This window comes from Stenotrophomonas sp. C-A, from assembly GCF_054030835.1.
This window is the reverse complement of the sequence record NZ_CM132916.1, coordinates 3,919,061-3,935,894: the sequence shown is the minus strand read 5'-3', so window position 1 is coordinate 3,935,894 and position 16,834 is coordinate 3,919,061. Positions and strand designations below refer to the sequence as shown.

Sequence of the window (16,834 nt, the reverse complement as noted above, 5' to 3'; positions counted from 1 at the left end):
AAGTCGCATTTGCCGCTGTGCCGCAAACGACTTAATCCCCTCCGTCCCTTTTTTACGTGGCCGTGGCGCGGGCGGGGCTATGGTGCACCCATACGGCTTTGCCGATCGGGGGATGCATGCCGGTAGTGCTGGCGCTGCTGTATGTGCTGTGCCATGGCCTGGTCCTGGCCATGTGGCCGGGTCCAGCCGGTGCGGGTTCCTTCGTGTTCCTGACCGGCGCCCCCCTGCTGGCCGCCGCCGCCTGCCTGTGGCGGGCCCGCCGCGATGGCGCCGCGCTGGGTTGGCGTGCCACCGCACTGGCCCTGCTGCTGTGGGGCGGAGGCATGGCCTTCAACATGGTCGATGCGCTGGGTGCTGGCCGTGCCGATGTCACGCCGCAGGTCAGTCTGTTCCTGTATGTGCTTTACGGTGTGCCGCTGGTGTTCATCCTGGCCCGTGCACGCCGCGAACGGCTCAGCATCAGCCTGATCGACGCGGCCATGGCCGCACTGCTGGGTGTGCTGTTCTTCGTGCACGCGCAATCGTTTGCCGCCCGCATCGATGTTGATGACCACGCGATGGCCAACATGCAGCGCATGTTCGATATCCAGAACCTGTGCATTGCGGCGTTCGCCGTGGTGCGCTGGCTGGTCGGCGACGTTCCTGAGCGGCGCAACTTCTTCCGTGCGCTGGCGATGTACGCCGTCGTCTACCTGCTGGTGGCGTACTACATCAACCACTACACCGAGGAGCAGTCGTTCGGTGCCTACAACGACCTGCTGATCGACCTGCCGTTCCTGCTGCTGGCACTGCTGGCGCTGAGCCGGGCGCCGGCGCCGACGTTCGTGTTGCACCCGAGGCTGGCCAGAACGGTGCAGGCGGCGGGGCCGATGATCCTGCCATTGCTGCTGCTGGTGGTCGGTACCCTGGTGGTCGACCACGCGCGACCGTTGGCGGTCACCGGCTTCGTGGTGGCTACGCTGGGCTTCGGCGTGCGCAGCATCCTGCTGCAGGTGGACCTGATGGAGCGGCAGGCATCGCTGGACCAGCTGGCACGGCAGGATGGCCTCACTGGCGTGGCCAACCGGCGCGAGTTCGATGCACTGCTGTTGGCCGAATGGAACCGCGCGCGGCGGAGTGGCAGCGAACTGGGCCTTCTGTTGCTGGACATCGACCATTTCAAGGTCTTCAACGACCGGCACGGTCATCCTGCCGGGGATCGCTGCCTGCAGGCCGTGGCGGCGATCCTGAAGGCCAGCGCCGGCCGCGCCGGCGACAGTGTTGCGCGCTATGGCGGCGAGGAATTCGCAGTGATCGTGCCGGGAAGCCCGCTGTCGGGCGTACTGGCGCTGGCCGAACGCCTGCGCGAGGCGGTGGAAGCACTGCCACTGCCGGAAGGGTCGGTCAGCATCAGTATCGGTGTGGGCTACCTGCATCCGCCGGCCCTGGCCAGCGCCGACCAGCTGCTGGCAGACGCCGATGCGGGGCTGTATGCGGCCAAGCGTGCCGGCCGCAACCAGGTGATCCTGCATGCGCACGTGCTCGACGACGAAGGCAGTGCGCACGGCAGGATGGATTGCTGAGGGCGACGCGTGATCAGCCCTGATGCAGCATCGCGCACCTGTGGTGCCGAACGGTCATCGTCGCCGCAGCCAGCCGGTGGGGTCGAGCAGCCTCAGTCCGACAGGTGACAATGATCGCTGCCGCAACGGCAGCTTCGCTGCCTGCACGGCGACAGCACAGCGTGCCAGCTGCCGCCGCAGCGGTGCCAGCGAGTCGTCTTCGCGGGGCCGTGCATGCCGCCACTGGGCGATGCGCAGCAGGCAGACCAGCAGGTCCAGTTCGCTGGCGGCAATGAACGGAGAGCCGGCGGGCAACAGGTCGATCGGTGCCGCCGGCGCGGCCAGCAGCGGCAGCAGGTTGATGAACGCGTCGCAGCCTTCAGGATCAAGGCCGAGGCCGCTCAGCTGTGCGAGTCCATCGGCTACAAGATCGGGGTCACGCAGCTGGCGTATCGCCGCCAGCAGCGCCTGCTCGCCACGACCGAACTGGCGGCCGAAGGCACGGTAGCTGACCCGGGTGGGAAACAACGGGGAACGGGAGGCCATGGCAGCTAGGGTTGTGGGTCGCGGGTTTCCACCAGCACGGGGCAGGGGGCGTGATCGATGGTCCATTGCCCGATCGAGGGTTCGAACAGGCGCTCCAGCCGGGACAGGTGGCGGTGGCCGATCACGATCAGGTCGCACTTCAGGCGCCTGGCCTGGTCGCTGATGACTTCGCCGGGGTCGCCGGAGGGGATCTGCGCGATGGCATCGACGCCGCGCTCGCGCAGTTCGGCCAGGGCTTCGGCCAGCACCGCCTCGGCGCGGGAGCGCTGGCGGGCGGCTTCCGGATACTCGATGCGGTCGGCTTCGCTGGCATCGGCCGCCAGCGCGAATTCGGGGTCGAGCACGCACAGCAGGTGCAGGCGGCTGCGGGGGCCGGCAATGGCCGCGGCCAGGTCCAGCACGCGCGCGTGCTGGGGGCCACCGTCCAGGGCGACCAGCAGGGTATTGAACATGGATGTCTCCTTTGCAGGCCGGGGATGGTCGCCGATGTCATCGCGCGCACCCATGCCGTGCGCGGCAGTCAATGAATGCACCAGACGCAATCCATGGAGGCCAGGAGTGCCGTAGAGTCATCCGGCTTACTGGAGAATGCTTCACTGGAGACTGTCATGCCCCTGCCGGACCTGAACCTGTTGCTGGCACTGGACGTGCTGATCGACGAATGCAGCGTGGCCGCCGCCGCGCGGCGGATGAACCTGAGCGCGCCGGCGATGAGCCGTACCCTGGGCCGGATCCGCACCGCCCTGGGCGACCCGGTGCTGGTGCGTGCCGGCCGCGGGCTGGCGCCCACGCCGCGCGCCCTGCAGCTGCGTGAGCAGGTCCGCGACGTGATCGAGCAGGCCCACCGCGTCTTCAATGCCGGTCGCGAGATCGACCTGCGCACCCTGGAGCGCACCTTCAATGTCCGCGCCAATGATGTCTTCATCGGTGGATTCGGCGGACGCCTGCGTGAACTGTTCCGCCAGCAGGCGCCGCGCGCGGTGCTGCGCTTCGTGCCCGAGGGCGATACCGACGACGATGCGATGGCGCAGGGCCGGATCGACCTGTACATCAGCACCGCCGGCAAGCACGCGCCCGACACCAAGGTGCAGAACCTGTTCAGTACCTCGTTCATGGGCGCCGCGCGCGAAGACCATCCACTGTTCGACGAGGAGATCAGTGCCGAGCGCTTTGCCGCGTGCGACCACATCGCGGTGTCGCGCCGTGGCCTGCCACGTGGGCCGATCGATGATGACCTGGCCACGCTCGGCCTGCAGCGCCGCGTGGCGCTGATCAGCCCGACTTTCCACGGTGCGATCTTCGCGGCGGCCGAATCAGACCTGATCCTGCCGCAGATGCCAAGCGTGATGCTGGAGCGGATCGTCAACATGCGCCTGCCGTTGCGCCTGTTCCCGCTGCCGATTCCGGTGCGGACCGCGGCCATCGTGCAAGCCTGGCATCCGCGCCTGGACAACGACGCCGCGCACCAGTGGTTGCGGCGCTCGATCAAGACCATGTGCGAAAGCGCAGGGGAGGCCTCGCGCTGACATCTGCATGCGTGCGCCTGGTGCACGCCTGGGATGCGGGTCGCGCCATTTTTCGCAGGGTACCGGCTCCCTAGACTGCGCTCCCCGGAGTTTCACTGAGCGCATTCCAATGACCCCCAACATGCCGTGCACTGCACGGATCGGTGCCCGGCGATGAGTAAGCCGGCCGCCGCTGTCCCGGCCGCCGCAGCGCCCCGTCCTGCCGCCGCCCCCGGGCTCGACCGCCGCGTCCTGGTCGGCCTGTGTGGCGTGCTGCTGGCGGTACTGGTGTCGGGCTTCAACGAGAACATCACCAAGGTCGCATTGGCCGACATCCGTGGCGCGATGGGTTTCAGCGTCGATGACGGCAGCTGGATCGTCGCCCTCTACAGCGCGATGTCGGTCAGTGCGATGGCCTTCGCGCCGTGGTGTGCCGCCACCTTCTCGCTGCGTCGTTTCGCGCTGGCGATGATCGGTGGCTTCATGGTGCTGGGCGTGCTGTGCCCGCTCGCCCCGAACCTGCAAGTGTTCCTGCTGCTGCGTGCATTGCAGGGCCTGTGCGGTGGTGCACTGCCGCCGTTGCTGATGAGCGTGGCGCTGCGCTTCCTGCCGCCGGGCATCAAGCTGTACGGCCTGGCCGGCTACGCGCTGACGGCGACGTTCGGCCCGAGCATGGGCACGCCGCTGGCCGCGTTCTGGGTCGAGCAGGTGGGCTGGCACTGGGCGTTCTGGCAGATCGTGCCGTACTGCCTGGCCGCCATGGCGATGGTCAGCTGGGGCCTGCCACAGGACCCGCTGCGGCTGGAACGCTTCGCCCAGTTCGATACGGTCGGCCTGCTGCTCGGCCTGCCAGCGCTGGTGCTGCTGGTACTGGGCCTGGTGCAGGGCCCGCGCCTGAACTGGTTCGACTCGCCGATGATCACGTTGATGATCGGAGGCGGTGCCGGCCTGATGGTGCTGTTCATGATCAATGAATGGTTCCACCCCTTGCCGTTCTTCAAGCTGCAACTGCTGGCCAACCGCAATCTCAGCTACTCGCTGGTGACGCTGGGCGGCGTGCTGTTCGTGCTGCTGGCGGTGATCTCCATCCCGTCCGGCTTCCTGGCCAGCGCGCAGGGCTACCGGCCGCTGCAGACGGCACCGATGCTGCTGTGGGTGGCACTGCCGCAGGTGATCGCGCTGCCGCTGGTGGCGGCCCTGTTGAACATCCGCGCGGTGGATTGCCGCTGGGTGCAGGCCGCCGGCCTGGCGATGCTGGCCCTGGCCTGCTGGCTGGGCTCGCACCTGGACGTGGCCTGGATCCGTGACAACTTCCTGTGGGTGCAGCTGCTGCAGGTGTTCGCACAACCCATGGCAGTGCTGCCGCTGCTGATGCTGGCCACCGGCGGCCTTGCGCCGCAGGACGGCCCCTTCGCCTCGGCGTGGTTCAACACGGTCAAGGGTTTTGCCGCGGTGCTTGCCAGCGGCGTACTGGATGCCGTCGCCCAGGGCCGCCGTCATTTCCATTCCACCGTGCTGGTCGACCGCCTGGGCGAGCAACCGTGGCTGGCCGATGGCCCGCAGCTCGGCGCGCGCCTGCATGCACAGGTGCAGGCGCTGACCTCGGCCGACCTGTACTGGGTGGTCGCGCTGGTGGCGCTGGCCTTCATTCCCCTCATTGCCTGGATGCCCACCCGCATCCACCCGCCACGTGCCGTGGCCTGAACCTTTCGCAGGAACCCCTCATGACGATCAATCGAACCACTCTCCACACCGGCCTGGGCCTGGGCGTACTGGCCCTCGCCATCGGCGCCTGGCTGCTGCTGCGCGATGGCGGCCACCAGAGCACCAACAATGCGTACGTGGTGGCTGACTACACTCTGGTGGCGCCGAAGATTCCCGGCTTCGTCAGTGCCGTGGAAGTAGAAGACAACCAGTCGGTGAAGGCCGGCGACGTGCTGGCCCGCATCGACGACCGTGACTACCAGGTCGCCCTGCAGGCGGCCCGTGCCGACCTTGCCAATGCCCGGGCACAGCTCGCCAACGCGCAGGCCGCACTGGCCCAGCAGGATTCGCTGATCGAGCAGGCCAAGGCCAGTGTCGATGTCAGCCGTTCCGAACTGACCCTGGCCAGTGCCGACCAGCAGCGCTACCGCGAACTGGCCCGTGACGGCGCCGGAACCGTGCAGAACGCGCAGCAGGCGCAGTCGAAGCAGGCCGTGGCCAGTGCCCACCTGCAGCAGGGCCAGGCGGCGCTGTCGACCGCGCGCCAGCGCACCGACATCCTGACCGCCGGTGTGCAGGCCGCGCAGGCCGCGGTGCAACGTGCTGAAGCGGCGCAGGCCCGCGCCGAGCTGGATCTGTCGCACACCGTGCTGCGTGCACCGATCGACGGCATGGTCGGTCGTCGTGCAGTGCGCGTAGGTGCCTACCTGACCCCGGGCACCCCGGTGGCCGCAGTGGTGCCGCTGAAGCGTGCCTTCGTGGTCGCCAACTTCCAGGAAACACAGATGACCCGCATGCAGGCCGGCCAGCAGGTCGAACTGAAGGTGGACGTGTTCCCGGGCAAGCCGCTGCGCGGGCACATCGACAGCATCGCGCCGGCCACCGGCGTCACCTTCGCCGCTGTCGCACCGGAAAATGCCACCGGCAACTTCACCAAGGTGGTGCAGCGCATTCCGGTGAAGATCGTGCTGGAGCCGGGTCAGCCGCTGCTGGACCAGCTGCGTGCCGGCATGTCGGTGGAAGCCAGTGTCGACCTGGGCAGCCGGGCACGCGCGCAGAGCGTGCAGCACAGTCCGGGCCATGCGGCCGGGGAGGGTGCATGAGCGCAGTCACCTTGTTCCGCACCTTCGTTGCGGCCAGCCTGTGCACGGCCCTGGCTGCCTGCACGATGGGCCCGGACTTCGTACGCCCACAGGCGGAACTGCCCAGTCACTGGCAGGGCGAGGCCGTCGCCGGCAATGCCATCGATCAGGACGCCGCCTGGTGGGCTGGTTTCGACGACCCGTTGCTGGGCCAGCTGGCCAGCCAGGTGCTGGAGGCCAACCTGGATCTGCAGCTGGCGGCCAACCGCGTGCAGCAGAGCCGCGCCGCGCGAGGCATCAGCGCCGCCGACCGTCTGCCCAGCGTCAGCGCAACCGCCAGCGGCGCACGCGCACGCAACAGCGAGGTGGGCTTGAACGATCCGTCCGGCAACGGCGGTCGTGATGACTATGGGCTGTTCCAGGCCGGCATCGGCCTGAGCTGGGAACTGGATCTGTGGGGGCGCGTGCGCCGCCAGGTGGAAGCCGCCGATGCACGCGTGCGGATGGCCGAGGAGGATGCACATGCAGTGCGCATCGCGCTGCTGGCGGAAACCGCGCGTGATTACCTGCAGCTGCGCGCGACGCGGCAGCTGCTGGCGATCACCGAGGACAACCTCAGCATCGCCCACGACATCAAGCGCCTGACCGAAGCACGCCAACGCCAGGGCGTGGCCAGCACGCTGCAGGTGTCCAGCGCGTCAGCGCAGGTAGCATCGCTGCAGGCACGCATCGCGCCGCTGCGGCATCGTGAATCGCAGCTGCGCAATGCACTGGCGTTCCTGCTGGCGCAGCCTCCGCAGGCACTGGATACGCAGCTGCAGAATGCATGCCGTGACTGGCCTGCACTGCCGGCCGTGGCGGTGGGGCTGCCCAGCGAACTGGCCGAGCGTCGCCCGGACATCCGCCGTGCCGAAGCGGCGTTGCATGCCGCAACGGCCGGCATCGGCGTGGCCAAAGCCAGTTTCCTGCCGCGTATCACCTTGAATGGCGACGCTGGCTTCCAGGCCAAGCAGCTGGATGATCTGGATGGCTGGAACGCACACCGTTTCAGCATCGGGCCGTCGATCAGCCTGCCGATCTTCCAGGGCGGCCGGCTGAAGGCCAACCTCGCGTTGAGCAAGCTGCAGCAGCAACAGTCGTCGCTGCAGTTCCAGCGCACGGTGCTGCAGGCCTGGCATGAAGTGGACGACGCCATCGATGGCTACGCCGCCGAACAGCAGCGCACCGTGCAGCTGCACGTGGCGGTGGACGAAAGCGAGACCGCGCTGGGTGCGGCGCGCCGGCAGTACCAGGCCGGCGTGGTCGACATGCTGGACGTGCTGACCACCCAGCGCATCGCACTGGCCAACCAGGCCGCACTGGCCAACAGCCAGGCTACGGCGGCAATCGCGCGGGTGGAGCTGTACCGCGCGCTGGGCGGTGGCTGGTAGGGAAATGGAAACGCCGGGCCGTGCCCGGCGCCTCGGTAGTTGCCAACCTTGGTTGGCAGCTTTTTTCAGAAGCGCCAACCAAGGTTGGCAACTACCAGAGCATGGCCTCAACGCACGTCGCGCAATTCCCAATGGTGGCCGGCCAGCAGGCGCAGGCGCTGCTTGAACACGTCACTGTCGATGCGGGTGGTGGCGACGAGGTTGATGCGCAGGTCCTTCTGCTCGCCGGTCACGGTGGCATCCGGGTCGGTCACGCCCCACTGCGGTTCCACCGCATCCGGGTCGGGCTGCTTGGCCTTCCAGCGCTCGAACAGCGTGCCGCTGCGCAGGGCGTCCTGCAGCTCTTCGGCGAAACCGGCGGCGCCCTGCGAATGGAAGGACAGGTCAGGATCGTTGCCGCGGGCCTTGGAGGGATCGGGCAGGCTGATGTGGTACTGCGCAGGCATGGAGTTCTCCTTGAAGTGCGGCAAGACTGGCACAACCGCGGTGGAATCGATGTGCAGAATCCGGCCGTGGCCGGCGCTCACTCGAACCGATGCGGCCCATCGGCGAAGCCCACGGTGACCGCGCCCTTGCCGACGTTGACCATGCCGGTCAGGCTCATCACCGATTCGTACACGGCCACGCCATGGGTGGCGCAGACCTCCTTCAACTGGGCGTAGCCGGGCAGGGTGCGCAGCTCGTCCAGCTCACCGCCGTAGCTGACGCACACCGTCGGTGTCATCAGCCCGGCACGCACGCGCTGGCCGACCACCGCGAACAGCTTCTGCACGGCGTTGTCGAAGCCTTTGATCTTGGCGACCGGCCCGGTCTCGCCGCGGTAGCCATGCAGCACCGGCTTGATGTCCAGTGCGCTGCCCAGCGCGGCGCTGAGCAGGCCAACGCTGCGGTCACCTTTGTGCCGCGCACGCGCGCGCATGTAGTACAGGTCACGGGTGACCATGTAGCCGTGCACGTTGCTGGCCAGTTCCTCCAGCCGCTCACGGATCTGCTGCACGCTGGCATTGCTGTCGCGCAGGCGCACGGCTTCCACCGCGGTCACCGCCTGGGCAGCGAACAGGTTCTGGGTATCGAGCACGCGCAGCGCGAACGGCGAGTTGTAGCCTGCTGCCTGACGCACCGGCTTGTAGTCGTTGAGGATGGCGAAGCTGGCCTGCAGCGCGTTGTCATGGATCGGGCTGCGGGTCTTGGTGATGGTCATGCAGAACACGTGGTCGTAGTCGATCACCAGCTGCTGCAGGAACAGGTCGCGGATCTGGTTGACGCTGAAGGGGATGGTTTCCGCCTCCGCGCCGTGCTCGGCCACGTGCGCGTGCAGGAAGCTCAGCGTGGCCTGCTCATCGCGGTGATCGGCCAGCACGGCTTCGCCGATCCGTACGGTGATCGGCAGCAGCACGATGTTGTGTGTGGCGATGAAGTCCGGCGGCAGGTCGCAGGCCGAGTCGACGACGATTCCGATGCGCATCCGCGGCTCCCCCTCCAGGGCGGTTGTAGGTTCGGAAACGTGAAATCTATCTCAAATCCCAGCGCGGCGCGCGAGGGAAACGCGCCACGCCCTGTTCAGCGACTGCGCTGCACCGCCACCGGCAGGTTGGCCAAGCGCTGCCATTCGGGCTGCCGCAGCAGGCCCGGATCGGCCAGCACCGCTGCCATCAGCGGGTGCGCGTCGTTGCCCCAGAACAGGTCGTCGCCGATGGCCAGGGTGGGGACCCCGAACACGCCGGCCGCGATCGCGGCCTCTGTGTTGCGCCGCAGCTGCTCCTTCACCGCCGGGTCGGCGATGGCGGATGCGACATCCTCGATGCCCAGCCGTGCGCCGGGTTCGCGCAGGGCTTCGGCGCTGTCGGCCGCGTTGCCGTCGCGCCAGATCCAGTCGAACAGCACGTCCACGGCCTGCACGCTGGCGCCGGCGGCCAGGCACAGGCGCAGGGCGGACAGCGGGTTGAACGGATGGCCGGGCGGGAACCGCAGTGGTGTGCCCTCGGTCTGTGCGGTCCACAGCAGCTGGCGGTAGATGAAGCGGCGCTTGGCCGGAATCTCGGCCGGCCCGAGGTTGCCCAGGTGATGCAGCACCGCACCGAAGGCGATCGGCACGGTCTGGATCTGCGCGAACTGCGGCAGCTGCTTCAGCTTCTGCCAGTGCAGGTAGGAGTAGGGCGAAACGAAGTCGAAGTACCAGCGCAGTGTCGCCATCGGTGTGTCCTCGTGTGCGGTCAGGGCTGTGCGTTGCGCTGCAGGTAGCGGTCGCGCAGGTCGGTCTGGCGCGAGCGCATCGGCATCGCACGGCCGCCCAGCCAGACCTGCTCGGCATAGTGCGCCACGTCCAGCGGGTCGCCCTCCCACAGCACCAGGTCGGCGCGCTTTCCAGGCTCGATGCTGCCGATCTGGTCGGCCACCCCGAACGCCTGCGCAGGCACCCGGGTCAGCCCGGCCAGGCCATCGGCCCACGGCAAACCGTTGGCCACCGCGTTGCCGGCCAGCTGGCGCATCTTGCGCGCGTTGTGGGTGGCGTCGCCGCGCTGCACGAACGACACCGGCACGCCGGCGCGTTGCAGGCGCGCGGCATTTTCCAGGGTGGCGCCGATCTGGTCGAAGCTGGCCGGCAGGTTGGACAGCACGTCGACGAACACCGGCACCTGTGCGGCGGCCAGCTCCGGCGCGACCTGCCACGCTTCGCTGGCACCGGCGATCGCGATCTTCACCTTCTCGCGCGCGGCCCAGCGCAGCAGCTGGCGGATGTCCGAGGCACGATCGACCTCCACCACGATGCGGCCCTGGCCGGCCAGATAGCGGCTGAGCGTGCGGCGCCCGGCCGCGGTCAGCAGCGCATGCGGCGAGTCCGCTGCCACCTGTCCGCGTGCTTCATCGACCATCTGCTGCAGCAGCATCCATTGCGCGGCGCGCGAATGCCCGGTCAGCTCCGATGCCGCCGAGCCCAGGCGCAGGAACAGCGCGCGCGGACCGATGGGGTCGACGCTGCCGTCCAGCCGCATCACGCCCCCCTGGCCGGCCACGAAGCCGCCACCGGTGGCGGCGCCGAGTGCGGTGAAGCCAAAGCCCTCCAGCCGCGTCACCGGGATCAGCACCGAGGCCGGGTTGTAGGCCAGGGTGACGTCGAATTCCGGGCGCAACGGCTGCTCGCCGAGCTTCAGCGAACTGTCCACCGTGCTTGATTCACCCGAGACCTCTTCGATGCCGGTCTCGGTGATACCGCCGAACAGCGCCGGCGTCAGGGGGCGGCCATTGGCCTCGATCACGGTGGCGCCGGCAGGCGCTGACAGGCCGTTACCCACCGCGCGGATGATGCCGCCCTGCACCAGCACGTCCGCGTTCTGCAGGCTGCCGCGCGCACTGGCGGTATGCACCGTGGCGTTGCGCACCAGCAGGTCCTGCGCCTGCGCGGATGCGCAGATGCAAGACAACGCCATGACTGTAGAACCGAGCCATGCCCGGCTGCCCTTCGCGGCAGACTGCACCAACTGCTTGAGCGCGACCATCAGCGCACCTCCTGGCCAAGCTGGAAATCGGAACGCGGCGTCGCTGCCGGTGCACTGCGGTCGTACAGCCTGCGGCCATCAATGAAGACCTGCTCAGCCAGTGCGTACGAACTGAAGGGGTTGCCGTTCCACACCACCACATCGGCCATCTTGCCGGCTTCCAGGGTGCCGGTCTGGCCCTCGATGCCCAGCGCCTTGGCGGCGTTGGCGGTCATCCAGGTGATGGCGTGCTCGGGCGTGATCTCCGGCATGCGCGCGCGGCGCGCGGACGCCATTACCTTGGCCGCTTCCTGGTTGAGGCGCTGGATGCCTTCGGGTGAATCGGAATGGACGATGGCACAGCTGTTCTTCGGCCGGTCGACCAGCGCGATGTTCTCGGGAATGCCGTCGAAGGCTTCCATCTTGAAGCCCCACCAGTCGGCCCAGAGTGCGCCGCAGACGCCGTCGGCGGCCAGCCGGTCGGCCAGCTTGTAGGCCTCCACGCCGTGGTGGAAAGCGGCCACCTTGAAGCCGAATTCCTTGGCCAGATCGAGCATGGTGGCCATCTCGTCGGCGCGGTAGCAGTGGATGTGCACGCGGATGTCGCCTTCGATGGCGCCGGCCAGCGTGTCCAGCTTGAGATCGCGCTTGCCGCCTGCATCCCCGGCGCTGTCGCCCTTGTCGCTGCCGAACCAGCCCTTGCGCTTGGCCGGCTTGGGCGTGTTCTTGGCGATGTAGTCGGCGGCATCGATGAAGGCGGCACGGTAGCCGGCCACGTTGCCCATTCGCGTGGCCGGTGTGACGCCCTTGCCTTCGCCATAGACCCGCTTGGGGTTCTCGCCGCAGGCCATCTTCAGGCCCCACGGTGCGCCGGGGAACTTCATCGCCTGGTAGGTGATGGCCGGGACGTTCTTCAGGGTCACGCCGCGGCCACCCACCAGGTTGGCCGAGCCCGGCAGCACCTGCATGCTGGTCACGCCGCCGGCCAGTGCCGTGGCGAAGCCTGGGTCCTGCGGCCACACCGAGTGTTCGGCCCAGACGTTGGCGGTGACCGGTGCGGTCATCTCGTTGCCGTCGCTGTGCGCGCCGACGCCGGGGCTGGGGTATACACCCAGATGCGAATGCACGTCGATCAGGCCGGGGGTGACCCACTTGCCCTGCGCATCGATGCGGGTGACACCGGCATCGGCCTGCAGCTGGCGGCCGACGGCGACGACGCGGCCGTCGCGCAGCAGCACGTCGGCGTTGTCCAGGCGCTGGCCCGTACCGGTCAGCACCGTGGCGTTCTGGATCAGCACCGGCGCATCAGGATGGGCCTGGTACGTGCTGGGGTAGGGATCGGCGACGAAGCGCGAGGCGCCCACCGCCGGAGCCGTACTCAATGAAAGCAGTGCCAGGGCCACCCCGGCGCGCAACAACGTCGATGCCATGCAGTTCCCCTTGCAGCCTGGTCCAACCGCCGACGCTAGCCCGGAGGCGGCGGGCTTGCCAAGTGACCTTCTTCACAGGCCTGCCGACGGTAGCTCGACGGCACCGGCCGGGTGGCTGAAAATACCCGGTCCCCCGCCGTACCGGACCGCCCATGAAGAGCAAGCAGGAAATCGTCGACAACTGGCTGCCCCGGTATACCGGCGTGCCCTTGGACCAGTTCGGCCAGCACATCCTGCTGACCAACTTCGGGGGCTACCTGCATACGTTCTCCGAGCTGACCGGCGCGCCGGTCATCGGCCTGGACCGGCCGATGGCCAGTGCCACCATTGATGGCATCACCATGATCAACTTCGGCATGGGCAGCCCCAATGCCGCGATCATCATGGACCTGCTGTCGGCGGTGATGCCCAAGGCGGTGCTGTTCCTGGGCAAGTGCGGTGGCCTCAAGCGCAAGAACCAGCTGGGTGACCTGGTGCTGCCGATCGCTGCGATCCGTGGCGAGGGTACCTCGGGCGATTACCTGCCGCCGGAAGTCCCGGCCCTGCCGGCCTTCGCGCTGCAGCGTGCGGTTTCGACCATGATCCGCGACCTCGGCCACGACTACTGGACCGGCACGGTCTACACCACCAACCGCCGGGTCTGGGAACACGACGAGGCCTTCAAGGAACGGCTGCGGGCGATGCGCTGCATGGCCATCGACATGGAAACGGCCACGGTGTTCGCCGCCGGCTTCGCCAACCACATCCCCAGTGGCGCGCTGCTGCTGGTCTCGGACCAGCCGATGATCCCCGATGGGGTCAAGACCGAAGCCTCCGATGCCAAGGTCAGCTCCCAGTTCGTGGAAAACCATATCCAGATCGGTATCGAGGCGCTTAAGCTTATCCGGCGCAACGGCAAGTCGGTCCGCCACCTGCGCTTCGACGAATGATGATGAAGGCCGGGCGCGGGGCGTCCGGGCCTGGGAGTAGGTAATGGACGTTGCCGCGCAAGTGGTGGAATTCTGGAAGGAGGCGGGCCCTGCGAAGTGGTTCGCCCGCGACGACGCGTTCGACGCGCAGTTCCGCCAGTTGTTTCTGGATGAGCATTTCGCCGCCGCGTCGCGCGGGCGTGAGCATTGGCTGGGCAGTGCCGAAGGGGCGCTGGCCCTGATGCTGCTGCTGGACCAGTTCCCGCGCAACTGCTTCCGGGGCACTGCCCATTCCTACGCCACCGATGGCCTGGCCCGGCATTACGCCATGCGCGCCATCGAGGAAGGCCTGGACCTGCAGCTGGTGCCGAAGCTGCGCGCCTTCATCTACCTGCCGTTCGAGCACTCCGAGGATCCGCTGGACCAGGATCGTTCGGTAGCGATGTTCGACGTGCTGGGTGACAAGGAATACCTGCAGTACGCCGAACTGCACCGCGACATCATCCGCCGCTTCGGGCGCTTCCCGCATCGCAATGCCGTGCTGGGCCGCATCCCCACGCCGGAAGAACTGGATTACCTGGCCGAAGGTGGGTTTGCCGGCTAAGAAAAAGGGGACGGAGGGGATTAAGTCGTTTATGGCACAAACGACTTAATCCCCTCCGTCCCCTTTTTCAGTGCCGATCAGTACTTCGGCACGCCGTTGTCCACCTCTTCGGACCAGGCGTTGATGCCGCCGGTGACGTTGAACACCTTGGTGAAGCCGAGGGCGCGGAACTGCTCGGCGGCCTGCGCACTGCGGCCACCGTGGTGGCACATGAAGGCCAGTGCGGTGTCCTTCGGCAGGGCTTCCAGCTCGGCACGGCCGTTGCCGTCGAAGCTCTTGAACGGCACGCCCACGGCGGCGATCTCACGCTCGTCGGCCGGGCGCACGTCCACCAGGGTGATGTTGCCGGCACGCACCAGGTCATCGGCATCACGCACGCTGATTTCCTGCACCGGCTTCGGCGCGTTCGGGTTGTCGATGGCCAGGCCCTTGCCGCGGATGTCGTCCACCCAGTCGATGGTGATGCCGTTGGCGCGACGGGCGCTGGACAGGTCGAACTGCACGCGCAGGCCGTTGGATTCGGCAGCGATCGCGCCTTGGTCATGCGGGGCAAGCTGGAAGTTCGGCTGGAAGCCGGCGTCGATGGTCAGCTGCAGGGCAGCGCCCGGAGCGTCGGCCAGCGCGCCCTTGAGCATTTCCACGGCGGCCGGGGTGACGGTGATGCTCGGCGGGGTGCGGTCCGGTGCGGCCAGGCCCAGCACGCTGCTCAGCTCACCGCTGGCGGCCATCTGCAGCACGATGTCGCTGCCGCCGACCAGTTCGCCGTCGATGTACAGCTGCGGGATGGTCGGCCAGTCGCCGTAGGCCTTGATGCCTTCACGGATTTCCTGGTCGGCCAGCACGTTGACGTGGGCGAACTCGACGCCGAGGTCCTGCAGGGCGCCCACGGCCTTGGCCGAGAAACCACACTGCGGCATCGACGGCTGGCCCTTCATGAACAGCACGACGCGGTTGGCGTTGAGGATGGATTCGATGCGCGAACGCAGGGCGGGATCGAGGGACATGGACGTCGGGGTTCCGGGAATTCGAATCATCAATTCTAACCCCCATGGCATCATGGGGGATGAGCAACGCAGGAACATTGCATCGCATCCCGGCCCGCCCCTGGCGCTGGCTGCCCTGGCTGGTGGCGTCGCAGCTGGCCGTGATCCTGGTCTGGGTACAGGCTGGGTGGCACTGGGGGCTGCCGCTGATGGTGGCCAGCCATGCGCTGTTCATGGTGCCGGTGTTCCTGCCCAACAGCCGTTTCTACGCATCGGTACTGAGCCGGGTGCCGGAGGCTGGCAACAGTGTCTGGTTGACGATCGATGACGGCCCCGGCCCGGAAACCCGTGCCGTGCTCGATCTGCTGGACCGCCACCAGGCACGTGCGACCTTCTTCCTGGTGGGGGAACGTGCGCTGGCACAGCCGGAACTGGTGGCCGAGATCCTGCGCCGTGGCCACGATCTCGGCAATCACAGCCACAGCCACCCGCAGGCCCGCTTCTGGCGGCTGGGCCCGGCTGCGATGCGCGCCGAGATCGAAGGCTGCCAGCATGCATTGCAGGCCCTGAGCGGGCATCCGGTGCGCTGGTATCGCTCGGTGGTGGGCATGACCAACCCGTTCGTGGCGCCGGTGTTGAAGGCGCTCGGCCTGGTGCGCGTGGGCTGGAGTGCCCGCGGTTACGACGGCGTCGGCTGCACGCCGGAGGGCGTGCTGGCGCGTTTGCTGCCCGACCTGCAGCCAGGAGCCATCGTGCTGCTGCACGAAGGCGCCGCCCACGGCCACAATCTGGTGATCATCGAGCGCGTGCTGCAGGCGCTGGACGAGCGCGGGCTGAAGGCGCAGCTGCCGGCCCCGTAGTGCCGGGCTCTCGGCGCATGGAGCAGCCGAGCGTGGGCTCGGCTCTACACCTCAGGGCGTTCGGCCACCAGCAGCCAGCTGTTGAACGGCGTACGCCCATGCAGCGGCCGGGGGGCGGTCACCTGCAATCCCGCTTCGGCAAGCGTCGTCTGCAGCACCTCTGGATCGGGGTAGTGGCGCGGCCGCGTGCCCATCCAGCCGACCAGCCAGGCCAGCCGGTCCGCCACCCGCGTGGTGCGGTCGCGGCCATCGCCGGTGGCCAGCGGCGTGCGCAGCAGCAGGCAGCCGCCGGGGGCCACCCGCGCACTGGCCGCGCGCAGCAGTGCCTGCTGTGGGCCCGCATCCAGGTACTGCAGCACGTCCAGCAGCAGGACGTGGCCGGCCTGCGCCGGCAGCGGCGCCTGCACATCCACGCAGTCGAAGCGCACGTCATGCAGCTCGACGGCAGCACGTTGCGCGCGGGCGATCTTGCCCGCATCCACGTCCACGCCCAGGTAGCGTTGGGTGCCGCCGCGCTGGCGCAGTACATGGGCGAACAGGCCCAGCCCGCAGCCGAGGTCCAGCACCGGCTGCCCGTCGTCAGGCAGATGCTGCAGCACGCCGTCGTACAGCGGATCGCTGCCGAGCTTGCTGCGGGTGTAGTAGTAGTCGCGGCGGCTGCCCCAGGCCTGCGCCGGGCGGAACGCTTCGGCGATCAAGCGGGCCTGCGGGGATGTCAGGGGAGTACAGGGCAGGGGCGGGCCGTTCCGTGGCGTGCCGTCCATC

17 protein-coding genes are annotated in these 16,834 nt (G+C 68.2%); 8 read left to right on the top strand and 9 right to left on the bottom strand.

From position 1 onward, the window contains the following. Window positions 1-116 precede the first annotated feature (116 nt). Window positions 117-1,562: a GGDEF domain-containing protein gene (locus ACW5IY_RS18280; RefSeq protein WP_049435353.1), complete on the top strand. Its 1,446-nt coding sequence runs from the start codon at window positions 117-119 to the stop codon at window positions 1,560-1,562. A gap of 54 nt (window positions 1,563-1,616) precedes the next feature. On the opposite strand, the gene ACW5IY_RS18275 is transcribed toward ACW5IY_RS18280, so the two are convergent. Further along, entirely contained in the window at window positions 1,617-2,087 is a 471-nt protein-coding gene (locus ACW5IY_RS18275) for a hypothetical protein (protein WP_049435352.1), read from the bottom strand. 5 nt (window positions 2,088-2,092) lie between these two features. Continuing rightward, window positions 2,093-2,539: a universal stress protein gene (locus ACW5IY_RS18270; RefSeq protein WP_043400104.1), complete on the bottom strand. Its 447-nt coding sequence runs from the start codon at window positions 2,537-2,539 to the stop codon at window positions 2,093-2,095. Window positions 2,540-2,695: 156 nt separating this feature from the next. Here ACW5IY_RS18270 and ACW5IY_RS18265 point away from each other — a divergent pair, with 156 nt between their 5' ends. The 4 genes from ACW5IY_RS18265 (at window position 2,696) to ACW5IY_RS18250 (ending at window position 7,808) form a co-directional block, all read left to right on the top strand. Further along, on the top strand, window positions 2,696-3,613 hold the full coding sequence (locus tag ACW5IY_RS18265) for a LysR family transcriptional regulator (RefSeq protein WP_049435351.1): 918 nt from the start codon (window positions 2,696-2,698) through the stop codon (window positions 3,611-3,613). A gap of 153 nt (window positions 3,614-3,766) precedes the next feature. Beyond that, window positions 3,767-5,296 (top strand): MFS transporter, encoded by a 1,530-nt coding sequence (locus ACW5IY_RS18260; protein ID WP_049435349.1) that lies wholly within the window; start codon window positions 3,767-3,769, stop codon window positions 5,294-5,296. Between the two features lie 20 nt (window positions 5,297-5,316). Next, window positions 5,317-6,399, top strand: a complete 1,083-nt coding sequence (locus ACW5IY_RS18255; RefSeq protein WP_049435348.1) for an HlyD family secretion protein — start codon at window positions 5,317-5,319, stop codon at window positions 6,397-6,399. Further along, window positions 6,396-7,808 carry an efflux transporter outer membrane subunit gene (locus tag ACW5IY_RS18250; RefSeq protein WP_049435347.1) on the top strand — a complete coding sequence of 471 codons (1,413 nt, stop codon included), beginning with the start codon at window positions 6,396-6,398 and terminating at the stop codon, window positions 7,806-7,808. Before ACW5IY_RS18255 ends, ACW5IY_RS18250 begins: the two co-directional genes overlap by 4 nt. 107 nt (window positions 7,809-7,915) lie before the next feature. Here the strand turns inward: ACW5IY_RS18250 and ACW5IY_RS18245 are convergent, their stop codons facing one another. The 5 genes from ACW5IY_RS18245 to ACW5IY_RS18225 all read right to left on the bottom strand — a co-directional run bounded on the left by ACW5IY_RS18245 (window position 7,916) and on the right by ACW5IY_RS18225 (window position 12,714). Beyond that, window positions 7,916-8,254 carry a hypothetical protein gene (locus ACW5IY_RS18245; protein ID WP_006469105.1) on the bottom strand — a complete coding sequence of 113 codons (339 nt, stop codon included), beginning with the start codon at window positions 8,252-8,254 and terminating at the stop codon, window positions 7,916-7,918. Window positions 8,255-8,331: 77 nt separating this feature from the next. After that, entirely contained in the window at window positions 8,332-9,273 is a 942-nt protein-coding gene (locus ACW5IY_RS18240; RefSeq protein WP_010480860.1) for a DegV family protein, read from the bottom strand. 95 nt (window positions 9,274-9,368) lie between these two features. Next, window positions 9,369-10,001 carry a 2-hydroxychromene-2-carboxylate isomerase gene (locus ACW5IY_RS18235; protein ID WP_049435346.1) on the bottom strand — a complete coding sequence of 211 codons (633 nt, stop codon included), beginning with the start codon at window positions 9,999-10,001 and terminating at the stop codon, window positions 9,369-9,371. A 20-nt stretch (window positions 10,002-10,021) separates the two neighbouring features. Beyond that, window positions 10,022-11,305 (bottom strand): amidohydrolase family protein, encoded by a 1,284-nt coding sequence (locus tag ACW5IY_RS18230; protein WP_100049932.1) that lies wholly within the window; start codon window positions 11,303-11,305, stop codon window positions 10,022-10,024. Next, window positions 11,305-12,714, bottom strand: a complete 1,410-nt coding sequence (locus ACW5IY_RS18225; RefSeq protein ID WP_049435344.1) for an amidohydrolase — start codon at window positions 12,712-12,714, stop codon at window positions 11,305-11,307. The genes ACW5IY_RS18230 and ACW5IY_RS18225 overlap by 1 nt, the downstream gene beginning before the upstream one ends. Before the next feature lie 152 nt (window positions 12,715-12,866). Between ACW5IY_RS18225 and ACW5IY_RS18220 the strand changes: the two genes are divergently transcribed. After that, window positions 12,867-13,643, top strand: a complete 777-nt coding sequence (locus ACW5IY_RS18220) for an AMP nucleosidase (RefSeq protein ID WP_005414446.1) — start codon at window positions 12,867-12,869, stop codon at window positions 13,641-13,643. Window positions 13,644-13,686: 43 nt separating this feature from the next. After that, complete coding sequence (locus tag ACW5IY_RS18215) at window positions 13,687-14,226, top strand: DUF924 family protein (RefSeq protein ID WP_006384394.1); 540 nt, start codon at window positions 13,687-13,689, stop codon at window positions 14,224-14,226. A 77-nt stretch (window positions 14,227-14,303) separates the two neighbouring features. Here the strand turns inward: ACW5IY_RS18215 and grxD are convergent, their stop codons facing one another. Further along, on the bottom strand, window positions 14,304-15,230 hold the full coding sequence (gene grxD, locus ACW5IY_RS18210) for a Grx4 family monothiol glutaredoxin (protein WP_457326808.1): 927 nt from the start codon (window positions 15,228-15,230) through the stop codon (window positions 14,304-14,306). Window positions 15,231-15,289: 59 nt separating this feature from the next. On the opposite strand from grxD, the gene ACW5IY_RS18205 reads away from it, so the two are divergent. Then, entirely contained in the window at window positions 15,290-16,069 is a 780-nt protein-coding gene (locus ACW5IY_RS18205) for a polysaccharide deacetylase family protein (protein WP_049435341.1), read from the top strand. A gap of 44 nt (window positions 16,070-16,113) precedes the next feature. Here the strand turns inward: ACW5IY_RS18205 and ACW5IY_RS18200 are convergent, their stop codons facing one another. Continuing rightward, a complete protein-coding gene (locus ACW5IY_RS18200) occupies window positions 16,114-16,833 on the bottom strand; it encodes a class I SAM-dependent methyltransferase (protein ID WP_049435340.1) in 720 nt (239 codons plus the stop codon). Between the last annotated feature and the right edge of the window lies 1 nt (window position 16,834).